The sequence below is a fragment of the Synechococcus sp. CCY9202 genome (genome assembly GCF_034931685.1).
In the GTDB taxonomy this organism is placed as follows: domain Bacteria; phylum Cyanobacteriota; class Cyanobacteriia; order PCC-6307; family Cyanobiaceae; genus CBW1002.
The window spans coordinates 1-21977 of sequence record NZ_JAYGID010000024.1 but is presented as its reverse complement, the minus strand read 5'-3'; the positions used below and the strand labels follow the sequence as shown (position 1 = coordinate 21977).

Genomic DNA, 21977 nt, shown 5'->3' with positions numbered 1-21977 from the left:
ACTGGCTACTGGTGAGATCAGAGCCATTGCCAGAGGGAGCAATGAGCGGCGGGACGGTCCATGCAGGATCTGCATGGTTCCAGTCAGATCATCCGGGCAGGCGCAAGAATGTCGGACAGACCGTGGGGCATGGGTTCATATGCGGACCCGTATAAGAACCAGGCTGGATGAGCGATCTGCCTGAAAGTGGCTGGCACGCAGTGGGATTAGGGGTCAACTGGTAATGATTTCGGGATCTTATGCGTACCACGAAGGGCCGGAGCATCTCTTAGCGAGGGTCCGCCCATATAGCGTTCGGCAGCCAGCATGTTGCCTAGATGGCACCACGGAGAATACCTCCAGGATCGCTACCAGTAATTCTTCGATATAGAATGAGCGCCTGATTATCAGTCAATGAACAGATTATATCTGCGGCAATCCTATGGTTAGACTCCTTCCCCATATCTCGATCAGCTATCAAGCCATGAAACTGTAACGGAATGGCTCGCAGCTCTCCCCTTTTTAGATTCTTCAAAAAGAAGTAAAATAGTACTTTAATAATTCTCCTGTAACCAGCCTGCTGAAGGGCCAAGCTTGGCCTGTCAATTACGTATGTCCATACAAGTTCTTTGAGCATTTTGATTTGAAGAGGTATTCTACTGTCAAATACCACTCTTCTCTGGCCTTTGGTGTAATCCGGATTTAAGTTGATTCCTCGTCGAATCCAGTCAGATATCAAATGTGAAGCCGCTTTCTTAATATCAATCCGTTCTTCCTGAAGCCCGGAGTAGGAAGAACTCATGCGCAGGGGATCAAGTACCATTTTCAAGGCATCAAGATGCTTGTCCTCGAAAACAGCTGGGGAAGGACGCTTTCTCCAGCGACGATCAATATCTTCCTTTAATCGCAGAGCCTCAGGAGTTAAAACGCTAGCGAGGTCAGACCCCAGCTCATTCAATGGAATTAAGCCAGCACGATAGAAATCCTCGGTGTCATGAATAGCGAATGTAATATCATCTGCGAAGTCCATAATCTCGGCCTCCAAAGATTTGAATCTGTCTCCTGGCTCAAACAGCGCATGGGCAAAGGTAAACTCATCAGCTTCGGATTGAGAATAATATCCGTACTTTGAATTAGGAGGTCCACCACTCCGCGTCCTTGCCATTGGGTACTTAGTCACGGCAGCCAACGTGGCTCGAGTTAAGTTAAGCCCGCGATAGGAACTGCTGTGCGGTTCAATTTTTGTAAGAATGCGAAAAGTCTGAGCATTGCCTTCAAAGTGGCCTGAATCTTCAGTAAGAAGCTGAAGAGCTTCCTCAGCCACATGGCCAAATGGCGGATGTCCAAGATCATGAGCAAGTCCAGCAGCTTCGCATACCTCAGGATCCAGTCCGCCTAGATTTTCTAGGAGAGTAGGATCTGGATTTTCATCCAAAATCCGTTCAGCAATCCTCCTTGCTACCTGTGCGACTTTAAGCGAATGCGTTAGTCGATTATGGACTACCCAACCTTCGTCCGCAGAAACAACCTGAGTTACACCCTGCAGCCTACGGAAAGCCTCAGAATAAAGAATGCGATCTCTGTCGCGCTGAAATTCATTGCGCTGATCTATTCTTTCTGAGATTGGGTGCTGCCGATCGTGCCGAGAAGGGGCAGTCATGCAGGGAGGCTAATGACGTTTGCGGATTAGTCCAGATTCGACAATGACTTTGCCTTCGTCGGCTAATCGCCATATTGATCTGGCGAGCTCATGCATGTAGACAGATCTTGAGCTGCTGCTTGTACTTCTGAGCTTTGCAAGAATCTGCTCAAGAGTAATGGGAGAACTTTCGCTACCAAGCGAAGTCATGATCTCCTCGTCAAGCTGGGCTTTCGCGGGACGCTCAAGCGTTGCCATGGTTTAAGCGGTACCTTTGACTTGTCTTAGGTTAGGTTGGCTGGTGGTCTTTGTCAATGCTGATGGCAATTGTTATGTCGTATTGACTGGAAGGATGCGAGGCGGTTTTATAGACACTTGCCGCCGAACATTCAAATGCAGCGGACGGGACCACAGATGGTTGTCAACATTGGAGAATTCAGCCCGCCGCTGATTTAAAACGTTGGACATGCTGTCTGCTGAGGAGGAGGCTATGACCGAGGTCTTCATCAGACATGTGAAGCAGGGCGACTATCAACCGATCATCTCGGTAGTTGATGAATGGTGGGGTGGTCGGCATATGGCCGCAATGCTCCCCAAACTCTTCTTCGTCCACTTCAGCTTCACCAGCTTCACCGCCGTAGATGAAGGTCAGATCGTTGGGTTCCTCATCGGGTTCGTTTCGCAGACCTTTCCCGACCAGGCCTACATCCAATTCCTCGGCGTGCATCCCGCACGTCGTGGAGAGGGTTTGGGGCGCCTCCTCTATGAGCATTTCTTTGCCACGGCCGCCTCGCTTGGCTGTCGCACTGCTCTATGCGTGACAGCTCCGGTCAATCGCAACTCGATTGCCTTTCATCGTCGCATTGGCCTCTCTCTCCTTGAATTCGACTACAAGGTCGACGGCGTGCCCGTCGCTTTGGGCTATGACGGGGAGGGTGAAGACCGCGTGATCTTCATGAAGGACCTGGATACTCATGACACCGAACGGTGATGCCCAGCATGCAGATCTAACTGTACGCGGCTGAGACGCGTACAGTTCATCCGCCAAGCGTTATGCTGCATACTGAGGTCATGAAGCAAGTTCAAGCTAGACAAGCCGTCCTCTCGGATCTGCAGCTTCTCGCGCCGCTGCTGGATGCCTATCGTGTCTTTTATGGAAGCGATAGTGATGTTGAGGCAGCTAGGCGATTCCTGCTGGAGCGTTTCAAACATGGAGAATCAGTCCTCTTCATTGCGACGATCGAGGAGACTGCTGTGGGTTTTTGTCAACTCTATCCGAGCTTTTCCTCTGTTTCATTGGCACGAACCCTTATCCTCAATGACTTGTATGTAGTGGAGAGTTCTCGCAAGCAAGGCATTGCAACTATGCTCCTCAAGGCCGCGGCTGAGCTTGCAAAGGAGCTCGGAGCCATAAGACTCACGCTTTCAACTGCTATCAGCAACCAGGCCGCTCAAAATCTGTATGAGCAGGCTGGTTGGATTCGCGATCAAGACTTCTATGTTTATAGCCTGAAGATATCGGCATAACATCCCGCTAGACTTGTCCGCCTCCACGAAGGCCCGCTAGTCTTTTAAGATCTCTGCGGCAGGTGAGCAGGGCGTTAGTCCTCAAGAAAGAGATCATGATTACCTGTTATCTTCGATACATCATCGACCCGTTCAAGCTCAAAGAATTTGAGCATTACGGCAAGGTCTGGATTCCACTCGTCGAAAAATTTGGCGGCAAGCATCACGGATACTTCTTGCCCTCCGAGGGCGCAAACAATGTCGCGTTGGCAATGTTCACGTTTCCCAGCATGGCGCTCTATGAGGAGTACCGCATCAAGTCGCTCCAAGACCCTGAGTGTCTAGCTGCCTTCAAGTATGCTGAGGAAACGCGCTGCATTATTAGCTATGAGCGCAGCTTCTTCCGCCCAGTCTTTGAGGGCTAGCAGTTCATTCAAGCCGACGCCGCTTCGCGGCGCGGCTTAATTCAGGCGTTCACTCAACAGGGAAAGCAACCACCCGTACTGAGCATGCATCGACAATCTGAATCCACTGCTCACGGCTGACTCCTATTCGCCTCAGCATCTCACCCACGTCAACCCCTGAGGTAAGCAACCGCTGCCCCCGCGTATGGATCTCCCGCCACGTCGGCGGCACCTTCAGTAGGAAGCCGTTGTCCCGCAGAAAGTGTGTGATCTCCCCGTTCGCATAAGTGCGCCCGTAAGGCCGGAATGGGCCCCTTGAGGGGTCGTAGCGCCGCGCTGCTTTGATCAGGCCGATCATTGCCAGCTGCAGCAGGTCCTCCTTGGGATGAACGGTGCGGCGAGCGAAGTTGCCGGCGATCTTCTCCGCCAGGTCCCTGTGCTCCAGCGCCAGGGCATCGGCAGCGGCATGGGGCCGCACCGGCCGTTCTCGCCGGGGCCTGCACCGCGGAGGCCGCTGACCCTGGACTCTGGGGTGGTGCCGTACTGAGGCGTGGAGACTGATCTCCAGCTGCTCCGCCCGCGCATGGCACGCCGGCCGGTGGTAGCGCCGTTGCCGCAGCATCCTGGCAGCACCAGCGGCATCGCCCACCAGCACCACGGTGATCGGCAGGCTGAGCTGCACAACAATCGGCGTCGGCCCTACTGCCTGTGGGCTCTTCAGGGGGGATGGCACTGGATGTTCCCGCACCGCGGACACCATCGGCTCGCTCACCGGCTCACCAGCAACGGCGTCACCAGCGGCTGGATGCCCTGGGCCTTCCAGTAGCGGCCCTCCAGCCACAAGGCGCCGTGGCAGAAGGCATCCACCAGGTCCTTGCTGCCCTTGGGGAAGCGGATCGCTTCCTCCACCAGCGGCTGGGCACGGTGGTGGAAACGGATCTGCCCTGCTTCCACCAGGGGGGCAACGGCATGGGCGCGGGTTTCCTTGCTGCCCCGGGCGGTGATCGGCAGCATCCCCGGCACGCGGCGCCTGAGCGTCTGCAGGACTGCCGGGCCATTGGCGGCGTCCTCAATCAGGACTGCATTGGGCCTGAGGCCCTGCTGCTCCAGCGCCTCCAGGCAGCCGAGCAGGAAGCGGATCACCTCCGGCAGGCCAAAGCGGTGCCGGGCTGCCCAGAGCACCTCGATCTCCAGTTCCTTTGGCCCCTGCGGGCCCTGAGATTCACCCGATCGGGGGATGGCAGGTCGGGCCGGTGGTGCCAGCAGTCCGGCCAGGCAGAAGCCGCAGTAGTCGCTCTCCGCCTCCCCCTTGAAGCTCAGGTCACACGAAAGCGCCAGCAGGGCGTAGTGGCGCTGGCTGCCGCCTTCTCGGGGGAAGGGCGGCCGGATCCACTGCCTCAGGAAGATGGACCCAGACGCCGGGCTTGGCCGCTGCTGATAGAGCGCCGCCCACCAGTAGGCGCCGAGGCGGGCCCTGATCTTGAGCAGTTCCGGCAGGGGGAACCGCTCCGGACACAGAGCTTCTCCCGCCTGCCGCCAGTCGGGAATCAACGTGCAGGTGGGCGGCAGCTTGGGCCGTTCTGCCGGGTCTTCGGCGATGGCCGGCAGATCGAGCACGTTCCACTGCTGCGGCGCTTCCCCCAGCTCCTGCTCGTACAGCCAGCCGATCACGTCCTGGTGGTCCCAGCGGGTGAGCACCACCACCTGGGCCGAGAGGTTGGGCTGCTCCCTGCCGTCTGGGCCCAGCACCGAGGAGGGCTCAGCGCGGGTGAGCCACACCGAGCGCAGCCAGTCGATCAGCTTTTGCTGGAGCGCCGGGGAGGCGGCATCGCCGGGGCCCTTGTAGGGGTCGTCGATGATCCCCAGGCTGTAGCCCTTGCCGGTGAACGGCCCATCCACACCCGCAGCGATGCAGCCGCCCCGCTGGCGGGTGAGCCAGTTGCCCACCGCCGCAGAATCGCGGGCCAGCAGGTGCCCGGTCACCCGGTAGAAGTGGCGGGCTTCTCGGGAGTGGGCATAGGCCAGCTCCGCCGAGTATGATGCAATCGCCGCGAAGAGTTGCGGGTAGCGCTGCAGGAAGTAGGCCGGGAACAGCTTGGAGACCAGGAGGCTGTTGTGGGTCACCGTCAGCTGACGGCCCACCACGTAGAGCCCATCGGCGCGGGCCACCTGGATGCAGCGTCCCCAGCGGGGTGAGGCGGGATCGTGATCGATGCGAGCAATAGCGGCACGCCGTTGCGGCGCCAGCCGAGAGATGGCCTTGCGAGCAAGCCGGGTGGGGATCGGCAGGGTCGGCTGGAAGCCCACCGTGATCACCGCCTTGCGGCCCACCACACCGCTGCTGCTGGTGCACGGCGGCATCTCCGTTCGGTACGGCCGGAAGCCCAGACCCTCCGCCAGATCGAGCACCCCTTCGGCCAGTTCGGGGCTTGTGGTGCAAAAGCACACCCGGCCCTTGGCATCAACGGTGCCATCGCTGTCGATCAGGCCAGCCAGCAGTGCCAGCCGCTGCTCCAGCGCTGAGCGCAAGAACACCTCGGGGATGTGTTTGTGGTGCAGCACCCCGGCTGCCAGCAGGTGAGAGCGGAGGGGGCTGGGATGCCCCTTCCTGGTGAACAACCCCGCCAGGGAGGTGGCCTGCACCCGCTCGTAGCCGGGGCCGCGGTGGTGATGCACCGCCGAGACCGCGTAGCCGGCTTGGACCATTGCGGCAACCGGTGCCAGGTCACTGCGGTCATGGGTGACGAGTGGCTTGCCGGCGGTGCCATTGCCCAGCCAGTAGCCGAGGGAATAGGGATCCATCGGCAGCGACTGCCGGGGGTACTGCAGCGGCAGCACCAGGGGCAGCTGGAAGAGAAAGCGGGAGCCGCGGCGGCCGAGCTGCCCGCTGTGCAGTGGCTGTGCCGCGAGCTCCCGGGTCTCGAGGGTCTCCCAGCGGCGGCTGCGGCGGTTCCGCACCTGCCACTGATGGCCGGGGTGGCACCAGATCTGCTCACCACGGGTGGTGGTGACCTTCATCGTGGCCCGCTGCTCCTCCGACACGGCCAGCACGGGCGTCGGCTGCCCATCCGGCCCGAAGACCAGATCACCAGGCTGTAGGTCGCCATGTCGCCGCCAGCCATCGGGCGTCGGTACGGGCGTGTCGTGGGCGCACAGCTTCCCCAGCCGCGGCGGGCAGGTGACGATCAGCCGGCTCAGCTGGCCATCGGCCACCTGCTGGAGCAGCTCGATCAGGACGTCGGCCCAGCGGTGGAAGCCGTAGCGGGGGTAGGCCTCGGCGATGAAGCTGCGCAGGGTCTGAGGTTCTGCCTGAATCGGGGTGCTGCTGGCTGGTAGGTGCAGCAGGCCGGCGTCACCCCAGGGGTCGAGCTCAGGCAACAGCAGGCCGCCTTCTGCAGCGGCCGGTGACGTAAGCACCGGTGGTGGCATCGCGGTGGCGGTGGTGCTCTCCGTCATGCCCGTGGCTCCGGCGGCTTGATCGGTGCCCGCAGCAGGCCGCCGATCTCGGCAATCACCCGGAAGGCGCCCACGGCAGCGTTGAACTGCTCGGCGTCCATCGCCCGGCGGGCGCAATCGTTCAGGGCAAAGATCTGCTCGGCCTGGTGGCGGCGGCGGTCTGAGATCAGCTCCTCCACCATCCGCTGCCGCGCCTGGGCGAGGTAGCGGCTCACCGTTTTGATGTTGGTGATTCCCCAGTTCTGGGCTGCTTTTTCCCTGATTACGGCCAGCGGCAGCCGCTGGGCGATCCACAGCTGCGCCTCAGCGATGCGGGTCTCCACCTCCATGTGGGTGGCGCGGGGCTTGTGGGTTTTGCTGCGGCGGCCCCGCGGTGGGTTGCCCTTGCCCACCGGCCTGCTGGGGTCGGCGGCCGGCCAGATCGGGTTGCCGTCGTCGTCCTGCTGGGGCGGGGCAGCACGCAGCTCCTCCAGCGACTCAGCGCCCGCGTCTGAGCAAGCGCCCGTTGTCGGTGGCTGCTCTGGGCTCATGCTCCACCTCCACTACTTGGCGGCAGATCAGGGAGCGCCGTCCCCTGGGGCGACTGCCGCAGGATCCAGCTCACGTAGGCAGCCCATTGCTCGGGGGTGAGCACAACCCGCCAGGTGCCGCCTCGGAAGCGCACCAACGTCGCTGCGAACGGCGCACTGGCATGGATGGACTGCAGCGCGGCTTCCTCGGGCTTGGTGCGGGCCGCGGCGGCGGTGTTGGCCCAGCTGGCCACCTGGATCACATGGCCGGGCACGCCATCGAGATCACCGGTGTCACCGCCAGCGCTGGTGGTCCGCCCTGCCCCCAGCCGGCGGCGCACCGTCATCCCCAGCAGCTCGCTCAAAAGCAGCGCCGCCTCCCGCTCCGCCGCATCCCCCTTGCGCTTCTGGGGATTGGCCATCGCTCAGCTCCGGCCCGGCTTGATCGTCCAGAACGCCTTGCCCTGCTTCCGGTTGGCCGTCCCGCTGGCGACCGCCAACCGCTGCGCCTGCTTCAGGGCCTGCTCCTGCTGTTGCAGTGGCTCGGGGTAGACGTAGCTGATCCGCCCAGCCGACCAGCAGAAGCTGCAGTCGTTGTGGGAGAAGTTCGCATCCAGCTCGCCGGCCTCCAGGGCGCCGCTGAGCTGCTCCAGCAGCGGTGTCAGTGCGGCCTCGATCGCCTTCTGCTCAGCCTTGAGGACGGTGATGCGATCCAGCAGCGTATCGAGATCACCGGCGCCAGCGGCTGCAGGAGTGGTGGAGCTGGCAGCCATGGGCGAGAACAAGGGGAGCGTCGTGCGGCGCAGGCAGCAGGGCCTGCCATGCAGGATAGCGGCTCGATAGTCCGAATAAAGCGATTCGGATAGCGCGTCACCACGGGCGAAAGCGACACACGTAGCCCGCCCATGCCGCTGCCCACGCCGCCAGGCATTCCTCGCGGGAATACAGCGGCGAGAAGCGGGTCTCACCGGGCCGGGCCCAGATCGTCTGGCCGGCGTCATAGTGCACCCCCCAGGTCGCCTCAAGGGCCATGTAGCCGCCCAGCTGGGCGCGGGTGCAGTAGCTGCCCGAGCCTGGGCGCGAGAGGGTCTTGAGGTCAGCGAGCACCCGCTGGCCACTGGCGTGCTGGATGTAGCCGGTGTCGTAGGTACCGGCCAGGTTGCGGACCAGGCAGCAGGTGGGCCGCTCAGAAGCGATCACCGTCACCTGCCGCCAGTGGGGGTGGGCAAGCAAGGGCTCGATCCAGTCCCGGTAGTCGCCAGAGCGCAGGTTCTCCAGCTGCCGGCTTGCTTGCTGGCGTTGCTGGGGCAGGGGATGGAAGCGCACCTTGAGCAGCGCCTCCAGCGCCAGGTGCACGGTGTGGCCCCGCGGCTCCCAGATGTGACGGGTGGCCTCGATGCGGGCCATCGCCCAGTCGCTCTTGCTGGAGCCGACCACACCGGTGACGGACACGGCGAACAGGTGATCCCCCAGCCAGTAGCGGTGCTCCGGATCCGTGCGCCGCAGGCCTGGGATCGGTGTCAGCCAGTCGCTGGGGAAAGCGGCAGCAGATCTGCTGGTTGGTGTGGGAGAACGCCTGATCACCAGAACCTCACGTGATACACCAAATTCGTTCGTTTCTTTGTATTCCCTTCTGGCGCAGGGGTTCTAACCGGTCTGGGCGCACCGCATTCTTTCGATTCTTTGACATTCTTTGGCCCCCAGCAGGCCGCAGACCCCGCCACTGAAAGAAGGCAAAGAGTGGCCAAAGAAATGAACCCATGGACTCCCTGAGAACGCTTGCGGCGCAGTGCAGGGGAAAGAAAGCGATGAATTCAGCCCCTATGGGATGAGCGTTGGCAGCAGCGGTGTTGCGTTGCTGAGGCTCCGGGATGGCAGCAAAGAATCCAAAGCGTGTGGGGCAGATCGCACGCTGGTGAACCAGCCAGATCGGTTGCGCTGCAGGGGAGTGCAAAGAATGCAAAGAAGCACCCACTACAGATCGAACTCACGCGCCAGCCACTCCGCGCCGGCATCGCTGAGGCCGTAGCGGAGGTAGTAGCTCTGGCCGCTCGTGCCAACCCGGGTGGTCGTCACCAGGCCGTCGAGCTTGCTGAGGAAACGGCCGAGCGCGTTGTAGGTGCTCAGCGCCTCTCCCTCCAGATCCCGTTTCAAGCGCGCCTCCGCCGGCGCCGCGTCGATCGCCTGCAACAGCTCCAGCAAACCGATACCGGCCAGGCCGCTTGCATGCAGGGCCTGGAGATAGCGCAGAGCCTCCTTCTGCTTCTCGCTCGCCTTGCGCACCCGCTGGCCAGCGCGATCGAGATCGCTCTCCTGCTCCTGCTTTTCCTGCAGGTCGTCGTAAGTGCCCAGTCGGGCGAACGCTCCGCTGCTGCCGTCGATCGCCACCACCAGATCCGCCGGCGGGCCGGAGCGGGCCTCACGCACCAGGCGGCGCTGGGGGGAGTCCTTGATCAGCCGATTGCCCTTGGCCAGGTAGTGCAGGGTGAGGATCGTGTTGGCAGCCCCGGCGATGGCGTTGTGGCCCGAGAGGGCCTCAGTGCCGGTGGTGTCGTTGGCCTTGTTGCAGTGGTGGATCAGCAGCAGCGTGCCGCCGGCATCGGTGATCTGGTGCTTGAGGTCGTAGATCAAGGAGCCCATCTCTGGGTCGTTTTCGCCAAAGCAGCAGCTGCGCGTGATCGAGCGCAGTGAGTCCAGGATCACCACCGCGCCGGGGTGTGCGGCCAGGCAGGCCAGCAGGGCATCGAGGTTGGCCTCGGTGGCGCGAAAGCGGCGTGACCAGAGCAGCAACGGGTGATCCCAGATCCCCAGCTGCTGGAGCATCTGGGCGGTGTCGCCGTCGCCCTGGTCATCGGTCACCAGGATCACCGGCCGCGGTTCCTCCGGCCCCCCGAAGCCTAGGAAGTCCTCGGCGCAGAGCAGGCAGCGGGCCAGGGCATGCACCAGCCGCGTCTTGCCTACCTTGGCCCGCCCGCCCACGATCGAGAGGTCGCGGCGCGGGATACAGCCGGGGATCTCCCACGCCACGACCGGTTGCGGCATCGCCAGGCGCTCGGCCTGATCGAGGCCGCGGAAGCGGTTGCCGTTGCGCAGGTCGTGGGCCTCGAGGATCAGCTGGCCGATCTCCTGCAGCCGCAGGGCGGTCTTGAGTTGGAGGGCTGAATGGGCCTCCCGCACGCGGGCGGAGCGGCGCAGGCTGTTGCGCTCACGCCCCACCAGGGAGCGGATGCAGTGTTCCAATGCATTGAGGCGGCGGTTGATCGGTAGGTGCACCTTTCCCCAGCGCACCTGGGTGTCGGGCCGAGGAGAGAAGCGCTGCGGACCAGCTCCAGACCCAGCCCCCTGGGCGCCTCTGGCATTGCTGCTGCTGGAGTGGTCGCTGCTCTTGCCACCGGGATGGCGCCCGCCGGCGTCGCCCTGGTTTCGGCGGCTGCCTGTGGCCTGCGCCCTTGGAGGCCTGGGGGTGTGGGCCGGCTCCGGCGGCAGCCAGCCGTGCTGACGGGCGTGGAACCAGAAGGTGGCGGCGCTGATCTGCTCGCCGCCCGAGCTGGCCACCTGGCGGATGTCCCAGCCGCAGCTGGCCGATGGGCTGTGGGCCTCCATCAGGGCGATCGCCAGCTCGCGGTCGTGGCCGGCCTGCTCGCAGGCCTGGATCAGTCCCCAGAGCAGGTTGCGGTAGTCGGCGTAGGTGTTGCTGCCCGCCACGCGGCGAGGGATGGCCGCCAGGGCAGCGCGGATCTGCTCTAGCGGCCGGGTTGACCCGAAGTCCTCGTCGCCCAGCTCAGGCAGCGGAATGCCAGTGCCTGGGCTCTCTCTGGGCTGCTCCAGCGGAATCTCTTGTGGCGGTGCGGTGCCTGCTGCGGCTTCGGCGAACTCATCGGGCAGCAGCGCCAAGGCGATGTCCTCCGGCACGTAGCGCTGGCCGCTCACGTGCACCAGCTCCACCGGGGCCACAGGCTGCCCGCTGGCATCCACATACCAGCAGCCCGGCAGCCGCATCACCCGTGAGGCGTCCTTGCAGTGGGGATCGCCGCCGGCGTAGGCGATGAGCTCGGCCTGGAGTGGCGCCCACTCCTGCGGCGGAATGGGCTGCTCCAGCAGCCAGTAGCAGTGGGCCGACTTGCCGCCGCTGAGCACGATCAGCGAGGGCTCCGGCAGGGCCAGCTGCCGCCAGGCGTTCAGCTGCCAGTCGATCGGCCGATCGTCCCATTCCACGAAGAAAGCCCGGCAGGCCGTGATCTCGCTCTTGCGGTCGCCGCCGTCGTTGATCACCAGGTAGATGCCGCGGCCTTCCCGCTGCCATTGCTCTGCCACCGCCAGATCGAAGGGCCCTTTGCGGGCGCCGATCTGCCCCTTTGCTGGATTGGCGCGGTGGGGAAAGGCGCGCAACCGAGCGCTGGCCGGGTTCTTGCCCAGCAGGGAGAGGAACTGCTGGGCGGCGCCGTGGTCGATGCAGGCCTGTGTGGGTGCAGCTGGTTCAGCGCTGGCCATGGAGCCCCTGGCGCTGCAGGGCCGTGGCGCTCAACTGTTCGCGCTCCATCGCCTCGGCCACGATCAGGCGGATCACGGAGGAACGCGACAGCAGACCGCCGCGGGTGCGCCGGTCCAGCCAGGCCTGCTGCTCGGGGGTGAACTGCACCGAGAGCGGGGTCATCAGCGGAGCCATGGGGGACTTCGATGAACCGAACCAGCCTATCGACACTGACTCAGGCTCGCTAGGCTGAACCGATGAGCTGAATGGCGATGGACGCTGGAGCAGCAGCGCAGAAAGCGCTGGCCAAGGTCGAGAAACTGGTGGCGATGAGCGCCTCGCCCCACCTGGAGGAGGCGCGCACCAGCGCCTTCCTGGCCTGTCGCCTGATTCGCGAGCACGGGCTGCAGATCGCCACCCATCGCCCTTCACCCGCCAAGCCACCGGTGGCGACGGGCATGGAGCAGGGGCAAGGCCAGGCGGGCTTTCGCCGCATCCGCGTGCGCCATCCAGGCCATTGCCGCTGTTGCGGCAGCCCGATCGGCCCGGGGGAGTGGGCGCTCTGGTGCCGTGGCAATGGCTTGCGTCACCTGCTCTGCTCCCCCTGAGCCGCTGTTGCGCCGCCGAGATCCAGCAGACCTTGCTGGCGCTGCTGGCAGGGGAGGCCTTCCTGGCGGATCGGCCCTGGAGTGAGGTCTGGTGGGGGCGAATGCGACTGGATCTGGCCAGCGGCTGGCAGCTGGAGATCGCGATCGATCACGACCAGCTTGGGGCGCTGCTCTGGGCCCGGGCCGCCGATGGGCGCAACTGGGAGTTCGGCTGTCAGCGCGACGACTGGACCCTCGGACCCGACAGCCGCATCGTGGAGCCGGTGGCGCTGTTGGAGCCGGAGCAACGCCAACACCTGGAGCGGCGGCTGCAGGAGGCCATCTGCTGGCCAGCGCCGCTGCTCCCTCCCGATCAAGCCGTTTCCTCTGGCCTGGTGGAGCCTGATGTTCGGCGCGGCAAGGGCCGGCACTGGCGGCAGCGGGCCAGGCCCCATGGCCGTTGGCATCACGGTGCTGTCAATTCCAATCGGCAGCAGAAGCCTTAGCCTTTCGCTAATGGCCAGATCCCAGTCCTGATGTCCTCTGAGTACCGGTACATCGAGGCCAAGCAGCTCGAAGCCGGTCAGCAGTTCGGCCGGATGCTGAGGCGCTGGCGGGAGCTGAACAACTGGACCCAGTACACGGCCTACAAGTGGGCCAAGGAGGCCGGCTTTGAAGTGATGGCCCCCAGCACCTTGAGCGTGTTCGAGAACGGCAAGGCCCCCAAGCCCCGCCCGGAGAGCTTCTTTGCCCTCGCCGAGGTGAATCGCCGCCTGGCCGCCAGGGATTTCAGTGGCGTGCGCACCCGGGCCCTTAAGGATCTGATCAGCCAGGCCAAACCCCTGATGGATGACGAGGGGCGGGTGTGGGGACCAGCAGAGTTCTGGAGCTGCCACCTGGGCTTACTGGCGGTGCCGACCACCTACCAGGCGCCTGCGGTGCCGACCCAACCAGAGGTCGATGCCGCAGAAGCAGCGAAGCTGAGCGAGCAGTGGCGCGGCCAGCTGGTGCAGACCGCCAAGCAGCACGGCATCGGCGTGATGGAGGCCCTGAGTTCCGCCGCCAAGGCGGCGCCAGCCAAGCAGCGGCAGGCCTTTCAGGCGATGCTGGCCGGCTTTGAGCCGTACTCCGCCGAGCAGCTGCAGGGCATGTGGGACGGAGAGGCGTGGCTGCCGCAGCGCTGGCTGGAGGAATGGTCCACCAAGTCGAGCGCCAGCTGAGGCAAGCACGACCAGGCTCGGTGTACGCCATATCTTGCGTTGTGCAAGATACAGATTCGGATTAGCGAGCCGCTAATATTTTGGACAAGCGGGCGCCGGTCCCGCAGTGCCTTCGATGACCACCACCCCCTGCGGGCGGATGGAGCCGACGCCAGGTCCCACCGCCGCCTTTGATCTCAACCAGGCCCTGTTGCAGAGCCGCGAGCAGGCCCGCGCCCAGTGGGCCGAGGGTCTGGCCCAGTTCCAGTCCCAGATGGCCGCCATCGCCGAAACCTCCATGCAGGAGGTCGTTCAAGCAGCGGCGCCGGCCTTTGCCCTGGGCTTTTCCTTCTCGGCCCAGAAGCTGATCAACGAGGAGCATGAAGTGCTGCGGGTGACCCTGCGGCACCGCGGCGGCGCCGAGGAGTTCAGCGAAGCCCAGGCACCCCAGGAGGGCAGTGCGGCCTGGCATGCGCTCACCGCCTCCCTGCTGGCGGGCCTGCTGGGCATTCCCGTGGGCATATTGCCTCGGACTATCGAGCCGAAACAGCCTCGGCCGTTGGATTCGGGCTCCGCAGGCGTGACCTCTGCCGCCACCGGCGCTGCGGCCGCCGCCCCCGCTGCTGACGACCCTGAAGCTGCAGAGGACGAGTGGGACACCGGCACCCCGGATGGCCCCGAAGCCAGCGACTCCGGCCTGGAGCCGTTGTCGGCAGAGGAGATCGCCACCCTGCACCAGTTCCTTGGGGCGATGCCTCAGGCGGCGCGCAAGCGCTTCACGATCGAGTTCCGCCATCACTTCCAGGTGCCCAGGGAGGTGCGGACGATCAAGGACCGCATCACCCAGCGGCGGCACAAGGACTTCATCGACGTGTTCGAGCGCGAGCTGGCGGGGGGAACGCCATGAGCGTCTGCCGCCGCGCCTACGCCAGGCCCCAGCAGCGGTCGCAGCACGGCCGCCACTACCTGTGCGTCTGCGTGCACAGCGATGTCTACCGGCAGGTGCGGCAGCTGTCCGCCGAGCACCAGCTGAGCCTCTCCGGCGCCGCCCATCACCTGCTGCGGCTGGGCGCTGGCCTGGAGCCCCTGCTGCCCCTGACCTCTTCCCCGTCCACTCTTTCGAGCAAGTCCCATGGCGATTGAACTCAACGACGGCAGCCGAATCGCGGCGCCGGTGATCAGGCAGCAGCGCCTCGGTGAGGTGGCCTATTTGGCGATCGTGCGCCCCGAGCAGCGCGACCGGTTGCGCAAGAACCTGACGACCGGGGCGATGGAGCCGATCCCCAACGGCACCGACCGCCAGGGCCGGCCGAAGGTGAAGCAGGAGATGGTGGTGCATGCGATCGCCATGCCGGGCACGACGATGGAGGCCCGCATCGGCGATGAGGGCGGCGTTCCAGCACCGGGAGACCGAGTGCGCTTGATCCTCAAGGCCAAGGGTTTCGGCGAGTGGATCGAGGCACGCCGTCAGCACCGCCGCGGCCGATTGACTGTGGGGGATGTGCTGGTGCTGGAGACCCGCTGGGCCCAGCAGTACGACCAGGACGGCAACCCCAAGGGCCCCAAGATCGAAGACCAGGCGGCCGCCGATGCGGTGCCGCGCAACGTCACGATCGGCTTCTACGGCCCACTGAGCATCCGCGAGGGCACCGATGCGGCCTGGATCGAGGCGGCGGAGCAGGCCTACCGCTCCGATGAAGCCGCTGCCCGCCAGCAGCAGGCGATCCCGCTGGCGGATGGGGAGGACTACGGCGATGAGTTCGCCGATGAGGAGGTGCCGTTCTGATGAGCCACCATCCCCCCGCCCGTGTTGCGCCTCGTAGCAACCGGCCGCAACTGCCGGCGTTCTGCCGCACCCGACGCCCCACCGTCACGGTCAGCGTCAGCAGCCTGGCCGCCCTGCAGCGCCTCGTGCTCCTGGTGCTCGTGTTTCAGCTGAGCACGATCCTGCTGATGATCGCCGGGCCTGTGCCGCCACGGCCATTACGACCAGCTACTGCCCCCTCCCTGAGCAACGCCACGGCCGTCGTCCATGACGGGTCCGCGCCTTCTGTCACTCCATATCCGCAACGATGGACAGCAACACATCCACACTGAAGCCCTGTTGCTCTGAGAATCAGCAGACCCCAGATCGTCTGGAAACCGGTCGTGGAGGAGGTGTTGAGGAGAGAGGAAGAGAGGTGCAGCAGCAGTTGATCGCACGGCTGATGACCCACCTCAGAGAGTGCCCCACCGACGCACTGACCACGGCCCTTGATCTGAGCCTCCTCTGCGGTAGGGACGCCTTGGTGAAGACGATCGCGACGGAGTTAAGACACCGCTCACCCCGCATCCGGAGTTGATGCATGTTCTTGCCACGACCCCGCCCGCGACCGTCGGAACCATCGCGATTGTCATCTTCAACCGGAGTAGATCTCCAGTGGTTGGATGCTCGCGCTACAGGGAGGGCCCTGGGCGTCAGCGAGAAGACGCTGGCGCGCTGGCGCAAAGCTGGCCTGCTGCAGGTCGGCATCCACTGGCGTCGCAAGTTCCCCAGCGCCAATTCACCCGTTCTCTACCAGTTGGAGCTGTGCAACCGAACCATGAATGAGGTCACAGCCCGCAGCGCGGCCGTACTGGAAACCTAAGGGTCGGGTCTCAGGTCTTCAGGTTTCGCTCTGCTGCTGTCGGTGTGCCGCAGCCAGCAAGGCCCGGTTCGCCCGCTCGAAGGCCGCCTCCGTTCCTGCCGCCGACGCCCAGGGATAGGAGCGGAGGTGCACCTCCAGGCTGTGGCCCATGGAGCGGGCGGCGGAGCCGGCATCGATGTTGCGCCGGTGGGCCCGCAGGCTGTAGCTGTGGCGAAAGCAGTAAGGCACCAGCCGCTCGCCACGAGCCTCCAGCTCCGCCCGCAGGCTCTTCCAGGCGGACTGGCGTTTGAGATAAGTGCCGAGCCCATCGGCGGCACCGTTGCCGGACTGCAGTGGTGGCAGCTGGATCAGTCGGGCCTGCCAGCGCTCCAGCAGATGCCAGCTCACCACCGTTCCGTCGTCCTGGAGGGGCAAGGGGTAGATCCGCCGCGGCTCGGTGATGCCACCGCCGCTGCGCTTGCGGTAGCTGCACCACCAGTGGGGAACACCGGTTGTGCGGTCGGTGCGCACGCTCAGGTGGAGCAGTTCCACGGGGCGCAGGCCAAGCTCGGCCAGCAACCGGATCGCATCACGCCAGCGCTGACCGGCGCTGTCTTCGGGCAGGGCGTCAATGAGCCGCAGGATCTCGGCATCACTGATCGGGTCTCCACCACCCCTGGCCTCAACACCGGCCGGTTGGCGGCCGACGTGGTGGGAGAGGTCTGTTGGCGGCAGCCAGTGACCCGGGAACTGCTCCCGCTGGACGCAGTGGCGCAGGAACTGGGCGAGGGACTGGCAGCGGATCTGGCGCATGCGGGAACCGGGTTCCCAGTCAGCCACGCAGCGATCGATCAGATCCACGGGGCGCCCCGGAGGCTTTGGGCCGGTGAGCAACAGCACGGCCATCTCCAGAACCGGTCCGTAGGCCTTGTTCCACGTCGCCATGGAGATCGTGTTGCCGTGGTTGAGCTTCTGCTGCTGAAACCGCTCCACGGCACCTTTCCAGTCGCGCACCACTTGCGGAGCGTTCCCATCTGCCTGTTCAGCAGCAGTCCGGAGATCAAGGCCGCCCGCCATCAATTTATAGATATTGCGGATGCGTACATAGGCATCACCAACATCGGTCTCCACCCAGCGAAAGGGGAGCACAACTGACTGCTCAGATAGACCTGGAGGTCGAACTTTCAGGCGAATGCGCCCACGGGCTTCCACCACATTCCAGCCACTGGCCAGGGCACGAACCTGCTTGCGGAATGACAGCTCCCAGGGCGAGTGCTTTGAGACGATCGGCAAGGGCGTGCCCAAAACGTGCCCAAAACTAGCCCGTTTGGTCCGGACAGGGCAAGACAGACTCCCCCAGAAGCGCTGCTATGACTAGAGCACCCTTGGGGCCACAGATAGTGCCTTTCGTTTTGGGAGCACTAGGTCGCAGGTTCGAATCCTGTCGCCCCGATCAATCACACCAAGGGTTCTCGGCGATGCCGGGAACCCTTTTTTCTTGCCTGCAAGAGAAAGTGCAAGAGAACAGAGGGGTTTCAGGCCTCGCGTTCCTCCCGTGAGGGCATGGGTCAGTGCTGGTTGGAGTCAGGTCCATCCGTTTTGACCAAGGCGCAAGGTCCGAGTTTCTCTTGCATCTCTTGCAGCCCTTCGTCTGTGCGGAGCTGCTGCGGGCTTGCAGGCACCGCAGGGCTTCGGTCGGCGACGGACGCCCTCCGCTCCGGGGCCGGAGTGGGTGTGGTGGGCAGGGCTCCTCTCCCGCGGCTGCGGTGGCCGGGCATTCGTCCGCATCAATGCGGGCAGAGGTGAGCCCCATGCCTCCTCGCGCGGCTGCGCGGCCAGGTGGGAATTCAGGTGAACTGGATTTCGGGGGGTGTCGATCCAACTTCAAATCGGCAAGGCCCTGTGGCGGATCCAGCGCTGGGGTTGCCGGGGCCAGGCATGGGGCTCGACCGGCACCAGGGCTTCTTCGGGTCGGTCCGATCTGGGTTTCGGCAATGCTTGCTGCTGATGGCCTCATCCTGACCACCTTCCACAAGCCTTACCGCCGCAACGTTTCCCACTCCTGTCGGCTTCCCCTCCCATGCGTTCCTCCCTGCGCCGCCAGCTGCTGCACCTCGCCACCGATCTCTCAGCCCTGACGGCGAACCCCGATGACCTGGGCCACGGCTTCGATCTGCTCACCCGCAGCTACGCCACCCCGGTGGCCGATGCCGCCCGCGCTGCCCTGCGCCACGACCCGGCGATAGCACCACTGATCGCAGAGCGTTACTGGGGGCCCTGGCCAGGCCAGGTCGAGTTGCTGGCGCTGCAGACAGAGAGCCTTGGCCATGCCTACGCCAGTTGGTTCGCCCAGGCCGGCGGCCAGCCCCTGCCGGATCCGGAGCTGCAGGCCGGCAGTGAGGGCGACGACATCTGGTTGCACCAGCGCGTTCGCCACACCCACGACCTCTGGCATGTGGTGTGTGGCTGCCCGCCCACAGCGGCTGGGGAGGCAGCGATGAGTGCCGTCAACGTGATGCAGCTGCGTTGGCCGGGCAGCGCCATGCTGCTGGGGGCCGATCTGCTGCACCGGTGCCTGGAGGGGCCGGCCAGTGGCGAGGTCGACCTGGGTCAAGCGGTGGCCTACGGCCTGGAGCTGGGCAGGGTCTGCGCGCCGTTGCTGGCACAGCGCTGGGAGGAGGGCTGGGCGCGGCCGCTGGCCCAGTGGCGGCAGCAACTGGGCATTGCCGCGCTGGTGGAACGTTCACCCTTTCGGGAGATCACGCCCCCTCGAGCCTGATCGGTAGCAGGCGGCGCATCAGCAGCGACTGCAGCAAAAGGTCGGCCAGCACCACCACGAAAATCAGCGCCAGCAGCTGGGCTGCGAGAGGTTCCGCCAGCTCCGGGGTGATGCCGCGCAGGTGGGGCAGTTCCTCGGCCATCGAGACGGCCAGGGCCAGGGGAACCGCCGCCCGCAGGCCGCAGCCCGAGACGATCAGGCGCTCTGGCCAGGGGAAGCGGGCTGCCGGCAGCACTGCCGACACTGCGAGCAGGCGCGCCAGGGGCAGCACGATCGCGAGCAGCAGCCCCAACGGCAGCACCGCGATCAGTGCGGCGGGCTGCACGAGCACGCCAAGCAGGAGCAAAACCGTGATCTCGGCAGCGGTGTTCAAGGGGTGCATCACCCTGCCCAGGGCCTGCTGCTCAAAGCGGCCGATCCGGTAGCGGCCATTCGAGAGCAGCACCCCGGCCACGAACACCGCGATCAGCCCACCGCCCCCCAGCAGCTGGCCGAAGCCATAGGTCACAAAGGCCAGAGCCACAGCCACCAGCAGCAGCATCTGCTCGGAGCGCGCCAGTGCATCGATCAGGCGCGGCGCCACAGCCCCGACAACCAGACCGGCCAGCAGGCCGGCGATCACGTGCAACCCCACCGCTCCCAGCTCATCTGGCAGACGGCTCGTCAACAGCCCTTGCACGGCCAGATGGCCGCCATGGGGCTGCTCACGAAGCACACCGGCAACCAAGCCAAAGGCCAGCAGCGTGATCACCGTGCTTACCGCGGCTTCGAACTCAAGCAGGTGCCGGAGACCTCCGCGGATGCCATGGTGCAGCGCCGCCAGCAGATCTTCGAGGGCTCTGCTGTCGGTGGCCCCAAGACAGCACACCGTGAGAAAGGCGGCAGAGATCGGCAAGCCACTGGCCACCAGCGGCGTCAGCCCGAGCAGGGCCAGCCCCGTGATCGCCAGGGTGATCAGCACCCCCAGGATGCCAAGCCTCAGGCCCGCCGCGGTCATGCCGCGGATGCGGCGCAGGTCGGTGTTGAGACCGGCGTAGAAGATCAGCAGGGCCAGCGCCACCCGGTGCAGGGTTTCCACCTGCATCGGGCCGATACTCTGGCCTACTGCTCCGAGATCACTCGGAATGAGAAAGCCAAGCAGCAGAATCGCCGCAGCCCCCGGGAGCCGCCAGCGTGCAGCCAGCTGGTCGAGCGCCAATGCCGCCAGATAGACCAGGCCCACGCCTAGAAAGAAGCCACGTGGCAACAGGGTGCCTGCCAGGTGAGCGTTGGACTGGGACACGGCTATCAACACTGGCATCACCCGCCGAAGCCGCAACCGCTGAATGCCATTCTCCAACAGCTGTTTGTCAGCTGTCTGCCAGACCTGGTGCATTGCCTTGATCCCATGCGCTCCCTACTGGCAGGGCCGGGGCTGACCCGTTCCGATCTCGCGCGTACCGACAGAACTGCCGTTGAGAAGACAGTCATGACTCCTGAGTTGATGTCGTTGATGTTGCCGGTGCGCGGTGGCGCCTGCCGCCTCTGGGCTGGCCGGCACCTGCCAGCAGCTTCTACGGATGGATGGCCGTTGCTCGTGTGTCATGGCGGCCCAGGTATCCCCAGTGATTATTTGTTTCCCTTGGTGGAGCTGCTGCAGCGGCCGGTGATTTTCTTCGACCAACTGGGCTGTGGGCGCAGTGACCGGCCTGAACCCGCTGATCAGGAGTACTCGATTGCCGCTTCCGTGCGGGACCTCGTTTCGGTGATCGATGCACTGGTGGCTCAGGCCTGGATCCCGATCCGTGATGGGCGTCCGGCTTACCACCTGTACGGCCAGTCCTTCGGCGGCATCCTGGCCTTTGAGACCCTCAATGCGGCCAGTGGTCCACCGCCGCCGCGCTCGTTGAGCCTGTCCAACGTGCCGAGCTCGGTGCCGGTGTTGCTTGAGGATGTGGCGGCCCTACTGGCGGATCTTGGCGACGACGGCTCCCGCTTTGATGCGACCCACGTCTGTCGAGCGATCCCCCGGCCAGCGGCACTGCTGGCGGCCTATGCGCCAGGGCACCCAGGCAGCCATTGGCGGGGTGTAGATGTGATTGCGGAGTGGTGTGTGCCCGAGGCGAGCCTGGCTTCTTTCACCACACCTGTATTGCGTCTCGCTGCGGAGTACGACTTTGTCACCTCCCGTTCGATGCAGGGATGGCAACAACTCGCGAATCAGCGCCTGGTGGTTCTTCCGGGAGTGGCCCACCATGCCCTGCTCGAGAGGCCTAAGGCCTATGGAGCTCACCTAGAAGCATTCCTCCAGACACACGAGGACTGAGCCGACTTGGCTCGGGTTCTGCCGATCCATGTCGGCGACCCGGAACGATCAAGGTCGGTGAAGTGGGCCATGACATGACCAAGCAGCAAGAAGCCCTGTAAGAAAGTTGAACCAATCGCTGTTATCACCTTTCGTGCCCAGTTGGCTTCTCATATGCAGTCAGCGCGTGCCAAGCGAGACTGTCGCCCGAGCGACACAATGATTAGCCCAGAAGTGAAAAGCGGGTGACCGGACTCGAACCGGCGACGTTCAGCTTGGGAAGCTTCTCAGTTGATTAGGAGTTTGCTGAAAAACCAACCCACGAGCCCGTTTTCCACAGGCATCAGTGGATTTCTGGCTCAAAAAGTCGGATCGGTGGCTATCAGATCCGCAAACAGACCGATTTCGGCATCGTTGGCCTGACTGCAAGGCATTGGTTGAGGCCTATTGGGCACACCTCTGGACAATGGGCTGTTCATGCCGCCTCCAGCTCAGGTTTGAGCAGGTTGCCCAGGCGGATCAGGTTGTAGGCGATTACATGCAGGCCAAACACGGCGC

At 64.3% G+C, this 21977-nt stretch carries 24 protein-coding genes and 1 tRNA gene; 14 read left to right on the top strand and 11 right to left on the bottom strand.

Annotated elements, in window-relative coordinates:
• Positions 1–313: 313 nt before the first annotated feature.
• Positions 314–1639 (bottom strand): dGTP triphosphohydrolase, encoded by a 1326-nt coding sequence (locus VB777_RS02720; protein WP_322757565.1) that lies wholly within the window; start codon positions 1637–1639, stop codon positions 314–316.
• Between the two features lie 445 nt (positions 1640–2084).
• On the opposite strand from VB777_RS02720, the gene VB777_RS02715 reads away from it, so the two are divergent.
• From VB777_RS02715 to VB777_RS02705, 3 genes are all read left to right on the top strand, one after another.
• A complete protein-coding gene (locus tag VB777_RS02715) occupies positions 2085–2609 on the top strand; it encodes a GNAT family N-acetyltransferase (RefSeq protein ID WP_322757564.1) in 525 nt (174 codons plus the stop codon).
• Positions 2610–2671: 62 nt separating this feature from the next.
• Entirely contained in the window at positions 2672–3145 is a 474-nt protein-coding gene (locus tag VB777_RS02710) for a GNAT family N-acetyltransferase (RefSeq protein WP_323246946.1), read from the top strand.
• Positions 3146–3207: 62 nt separating this feature from the next.
• Entirely contained in the window at positions 3208–3549 is a 342-nt protein-coding gene (locus tag VB777_RS02705; RefSeq protein WP_322757562.1) for an NIPSNAP family protein, read from the top strand.
• Positions 3550–3598: 49 nt separating this feature from the next.
• Here the strand turns inward: VB777_RS02705 and VB777_RS02700 are convergent, their stop codons facing one another.
• The 8 genes from VB777_RS02700 to VB777_RS02665 all read right to left on the bottom strand — a co-directional run bounded on the left by VB777_RS02700 (position 3599) and on the right by VB777_RS02665 (position 12147).
• Positions 3599–4288, bottom strand: coding sequence for a sigma-70 family RNA polymerase sigma factor (locus tag VB777_RS02700; protein WP_323246944.1), 690 nt, complete (start codon positions 4286–4288; stop codon positions 3599–3601).
• A gap of 8 nt (positions 4289–4296) precedes the next feature.
• Positions 4297–6984 (bottom strand): LAGLIDADG family homing endonuclease, encoded by a 2688-nt coding sequence (locus VB777_RS02695; protein ID WP_323246942.1) that lies wholly within the window; start codon positions 6982–6984, stop codon positions 4297–4299.
• Positions 6981–7514 carry a hypothetical protein gene (locus tag VB777_RS02690; RefSeq protein WP_323246940.1) on the bottom strand — a complete coding sequence of 178 codons (534 nt, stop codon included), beginning with the start codon at positions 7512–7514 and terminating at the stop codon, positions 6981–6983. Before VB777_RS02690 ends, VB777_RS02695 begins: the two co-directional genes overlap by 4 nt.
• Positions 7511–7915 carry a hypothetical protein gene (locus tag VB777_RS02685; protein WP_323246938.1) on the bottom strand — a complete coding sequence of 135 codons (405 nt, stop codon included), beginning with the start codon at positions 7913–7915 and terminating at the stop codon, positions 7511–7513. Before VB777_RS02685 ends, VB777_RS02690 begins: the two co-directional genes overlap by 4 nt.
• Positions 7916–7918: 3 nt before the next feature.
• Positions 7919–8266: a hypothetical protein gene (locus VB777_RS02680; RefSeq protein WP_323246936.1), complete on the bottom strand. Its 348-nt coding sequence runs from the start codon at positions 8264–8266 to the stop codon at positions 7919–7921.
• 97 nt (positions 8267–8363) lie between these two features.
• Positions 8364–9077 carry a hypothetical protein gene (locus tag VB777_RS02675; protein WP_323246935.1) on the bottom strand — a complete coding sequence of 238 codons (714 nt, stop codon included), beginning with the start codon at positions 9075–9077 and terminating at the stop codon, positions 8364–8366.
• A 390-nt stretch (positions 9078–9467) separates the two neighbouring features.
• Positions 9468–11984: an AAA family ATPase gene (locus tag VB777_RS02670; RefSeq protein WP_323246933.1), complete on the bottom strand. Its 2517-nt coding sequence runs from the start codon at positions 11982–11984 to the stop codon at positions 9468–9470.
• On the bottom strand, positions 11971–12147 hold the full coding sequence (locus tag VB777_RS02665) for a hypothetical protein (protein ID WP_323246931.1): 177 nt from the start codon (positions 12145–12147) through the stop codon (positions 11971–11973). Before VB777_RS02665 ends, VB777_RS02670 begins: the two co-directional genes overlap by 14 nt.
• Positions 12148–12230: 83 nt before the next feature.
• Here VB777_RS02665 and VB777_RS02660 point away from each other — a divergent pair, with 83 nt between their 5' ends.
• The 8 genes from VB777_RS02660 (at position 12231) to VB777_RS02625 (ending at position 16377) form a co-directional block, all read left to right on the top strand.
• Positions 12231–12572 carry a hypothetical protein gene (locus VB777_RS02660; protein WP_323246929.1) on the top strand — a complete coding sequence of 114 codons (342 nt, stop codon included), beginning with the start codon at positions 12231–12233 and terminating at the stop codon, positions 12570–12572.
• A complete protein-coding gene (locus tag VB777_RS02655; protein ID WP_323246928.1) occupies positions 12518–13057 on the top strand; it encodes a hypothetical protein in 540 nt (179 codons plus the stop codon). Before VB777_RS02660 ends, VB777_RS02655 begins: the two co-directional genes overlap by 55 nt.
• A 30-nt stretch (positions 13058–13087) precedes the next feature.
• Positions 13088–13771, top strand: a complete 684-nt coding sequence (locus VB777_RS02650) for a helix-turn-helix transcriptional regulator (protein ID WP_323246927.1) — start codon at positions 13088–13090, stop codon at positions 13769–13771.
• Between the two features lie 115 nt (positions 13772–13886).
• A complete protein-coding gene (locus VB777_RS02645; RefSeq protein ID WP_323246925.1) occupies positions 13887–14657 on the top strand; it encodes a hypothetical protein in 771 nt (256 codons plus the stop codon).
• On the top strand, positions 14654–14893 hold the full coding sequence (locus VB777_RS02640) for a hypothetical protein (protein WP_323246923.1): 240 nt from the start codon (positions 14654–14656) through the stop codon (positions 14891–14893). Before VB777_RS02645 ends, VB777_RS02640 begins: the two co-directional genes overlap by 4 nt.
• Positions 14883–15536, top strand: a complete 654-nt coding sequence (locus VB777_RS02635; protein WP_323246921.1) for a hypothetical protein — start codon at positions 14883–14885, stop codon at positions 15534–15536. The genes VB777_RS02640 and VB777_RS02635 overlap by 11 nt, the downstream gene beginning before the upstream one ends.
• The gene (locus tag VB777_RS02630) at positions 15536–15847 is read left to right on the top strand and encodes a hypothetical protein (protein WP_323246919.1); all 312 of its coding nucleotides are present in this window, start codon (positions 15536–15538) and stop codon (positions 15845–15847) included. The genes VB777_RS02635 and VB777_RS02630 overlap by 1 nt, the downstream gene beginning before the upstream one ends.
• 326 nt (positions 15848–16173) lie before the next feature.
• Complete coding sequence (locus VB777_RS02625) at positions 16174–16377, top strand: hypothetical protein (RefSeq protein WP_323246917.1); 204 nt, start codon at positions 16174–16176, stop codon at positions 16375–16377.
• An 18-nt stretch (positions 16378–16395) separates the two neighbouring features.
• Here the strand turns inward: VB777_RS02625 and VB777_RS02620 are convergent, their stop codons facing one another.
• On the bottom strand, positions 16396–17487 hold the full coding sequence (locus VB777_RS02620; protein ID WP_323246915.1) for a site-specific integrase: 1092 nt from the start codon (positions 17485–17487) through the stop codon (positions 16396–16398).
• A 256-nt stretch (positions 17488–17743) separates the two neighbouring features.
• Here VB777_RS02620 and VB777_RS02615 point away from each other — a divergent pair.
• Together VB777_RS02615 and VB777_RS02610 are read left to right on the top strand one after the other, a co-directional pair.
• Positions 17744–17808, top strand: a tRNA-Ser gene (locus tag VB777_RS02615).
• A gap of 628 nt (positions 17809–18436) precedes the next feature.
• Positions 18437–19135: a Coq4 family protein gene (locus VB777_RS02610; protein ID WP_323246913.1), complete on the top strand. Its 699-nt coding sequence runs from the start codon at positions 18437–18439 to the stop codon at positions 19133–19135.
• Here VB777_RS02610 and VB777_RS02605 read toward each other — a convergent pair.
• Positions 19116–20417 (bottom strand): cation:proton antiporter, encoded by a 1302-nt coding sequence (locus VB777_RS02605; protein WP_323246911.1) that lies wholly within the window; start codon positions 20415–20417, stop codon positions 19116–19118. The two genes, VB777_RS02610 and VB777_RS02605, sit on opposite strands and share 20 nt — an antisense overlap.
• Positions 20418–20603: 186 nt before the next feature.
• Here VB777_RS02605 and VB777_RS02600 point away from each other — a divergent pair, with 186 nt between their 5' ends.
• Complete coding sequence (locus VB777_RS02600) at positions 20604–21440, top strand: alpha/beta fold hydrolase (RefSeq protein ID WP_323246909.1); 837 nt, start codon at positions 20604–20606, stop codon at positions 21438–21440.
• The last annotated feature ends 537 nt before the right edge of the window (positions 21441–21977 follow it).

Excerpts from the sequence above, each read along its gene's own strand:
- VB777_RS02720 (WP_322757565.1), bottom strand. The coding sequence starts at position 1,639 with ATGACTGCCCCTTCTCGGCACGATCGGCAGCACCCAATCTCAGAAAGA.
- VB777_RS02715 (WP_322757564.1), top strand. The coding sequence starts at position 2,085 with ATGCTGTCTGCTGAGGAGGAGGCTATGACCGAGGTCTTCATCAGACAT.
- VB777_RS02710 (WP_323246946.1), top strand. The coding sequence starts at position 2,672 with ATGCTGCATACTGAGGTCATGAAGCAAGTTCAAGCTAGACAAGCCGTC.
- VB777_RS02700 (WP_323246944.1), bottom strand. The coding sequence starts at position 4,288 with ATGGTGTCCGCGGTGCGGGAACATCCAGTGCCATCCCCCCTGAAGAGC.
- VB777_RS02695 (WP_323246942.1), bottom strand. The coding sequence starts at position 6,984 with ATGACGGAGAGCACCACCGCCACCGCGATGCCACCACCGGTGCTTACG.
- VB777_RS02690 (WP_323246940.1), bottom strand. The coding sequence starts at position 7,514 with ATGAGCCCAGAGCAGCCACCGACAACGGGCGCTTGCTCAGACGCGGGC.
- VB777_RS02685 (WP_323246938.1), bottom strand. The coding sequence starts at position 7,915 with ATGGCCAATCCCCAGAAGCGCAAGGGGGATGCGGCGGAGCGGGAGGCG.
- VB777_RS02680 (WP_323246936.1), bottom strand. The coding sequence starts at position 8,266 with ATGGCTGCCAGCTCCACCACTCCTGCAGCCGCTGGCGCCGGTGATCTC.
- VB777_RS02670 (WP_323246933.1), bottom strand. The coding sequence starts at position 11,984 with ATGGCCAGCGCTGAACCAGCTGCACCCACACAGGCCTGCATCGACCAC.
- VB777_RS02665 (WP_323246931.1), bottom strand. The coding sequence starts at position 12,147 with ATGACCCCGCTCTCGGTGCAGTTCACCCCCGAGCAGCAGGCCTGGCTG.
- VB777_RS02660 (WP_323246929.1), top strand. The coding sequence starts at position 12,231 with ATGGCGATGGACGCTGGAGCAGCAGCGCAGAAAGCGCTGGCCAAGGTC.
- VB777_RS02650 (WP_323246927.1), top strand. The coding sequence starts at position 13,088 with ATGTCCTCTGAGTACCGGTACATCGAGGCCAAGCAGCTCGAAGCCGGT.
- VB777_RS02645 (WP_323246925.1), top strand. The coding sequence starts at position 13,887 with ATGACCACCACCCCCTGCGGGCGGATGGAGCCGACGCCAGGTCCCACC.
- VB777_RS02640 (WP_323246923.1), top strand. The coding sequence starts at position 14,654 with ATGAGCGTCTGCCGCCGCGCCTACGCCAGGCCCCAGCAGCGGTCGCAG.
- VB777_RS02635 (WP_323246921.1), top strand. The coding sequence starts at position 14,883 with ATGGCGATTGAACTCAACGACGGCAGCCGAATCGCGGCGCCGGTGATC.
- VB777_RS02630 (WP_323246919.1), top strand. The coding sequence starts at position 15,536 with ATGAGCCACCATCCCCCCGCCCGTGTTGCGCCTCGTAGCAACCGGCCG.
- VB777_RS02610 (WP_323246913.1), top strand. The coding sequence starts at position 18,437 with ATGCGTTCCTCCCTGCGCCGCCAGCTGCTGCACCTCGCCACCGATCTC.
- VB777_RS02600 (WP_323246909.1), top strand. The coding sequence starts at position 20,604 with ATGACTCCTGAGTTGATGTCGTTGATGTTGCCGGTGCGCGGTGGCGCC.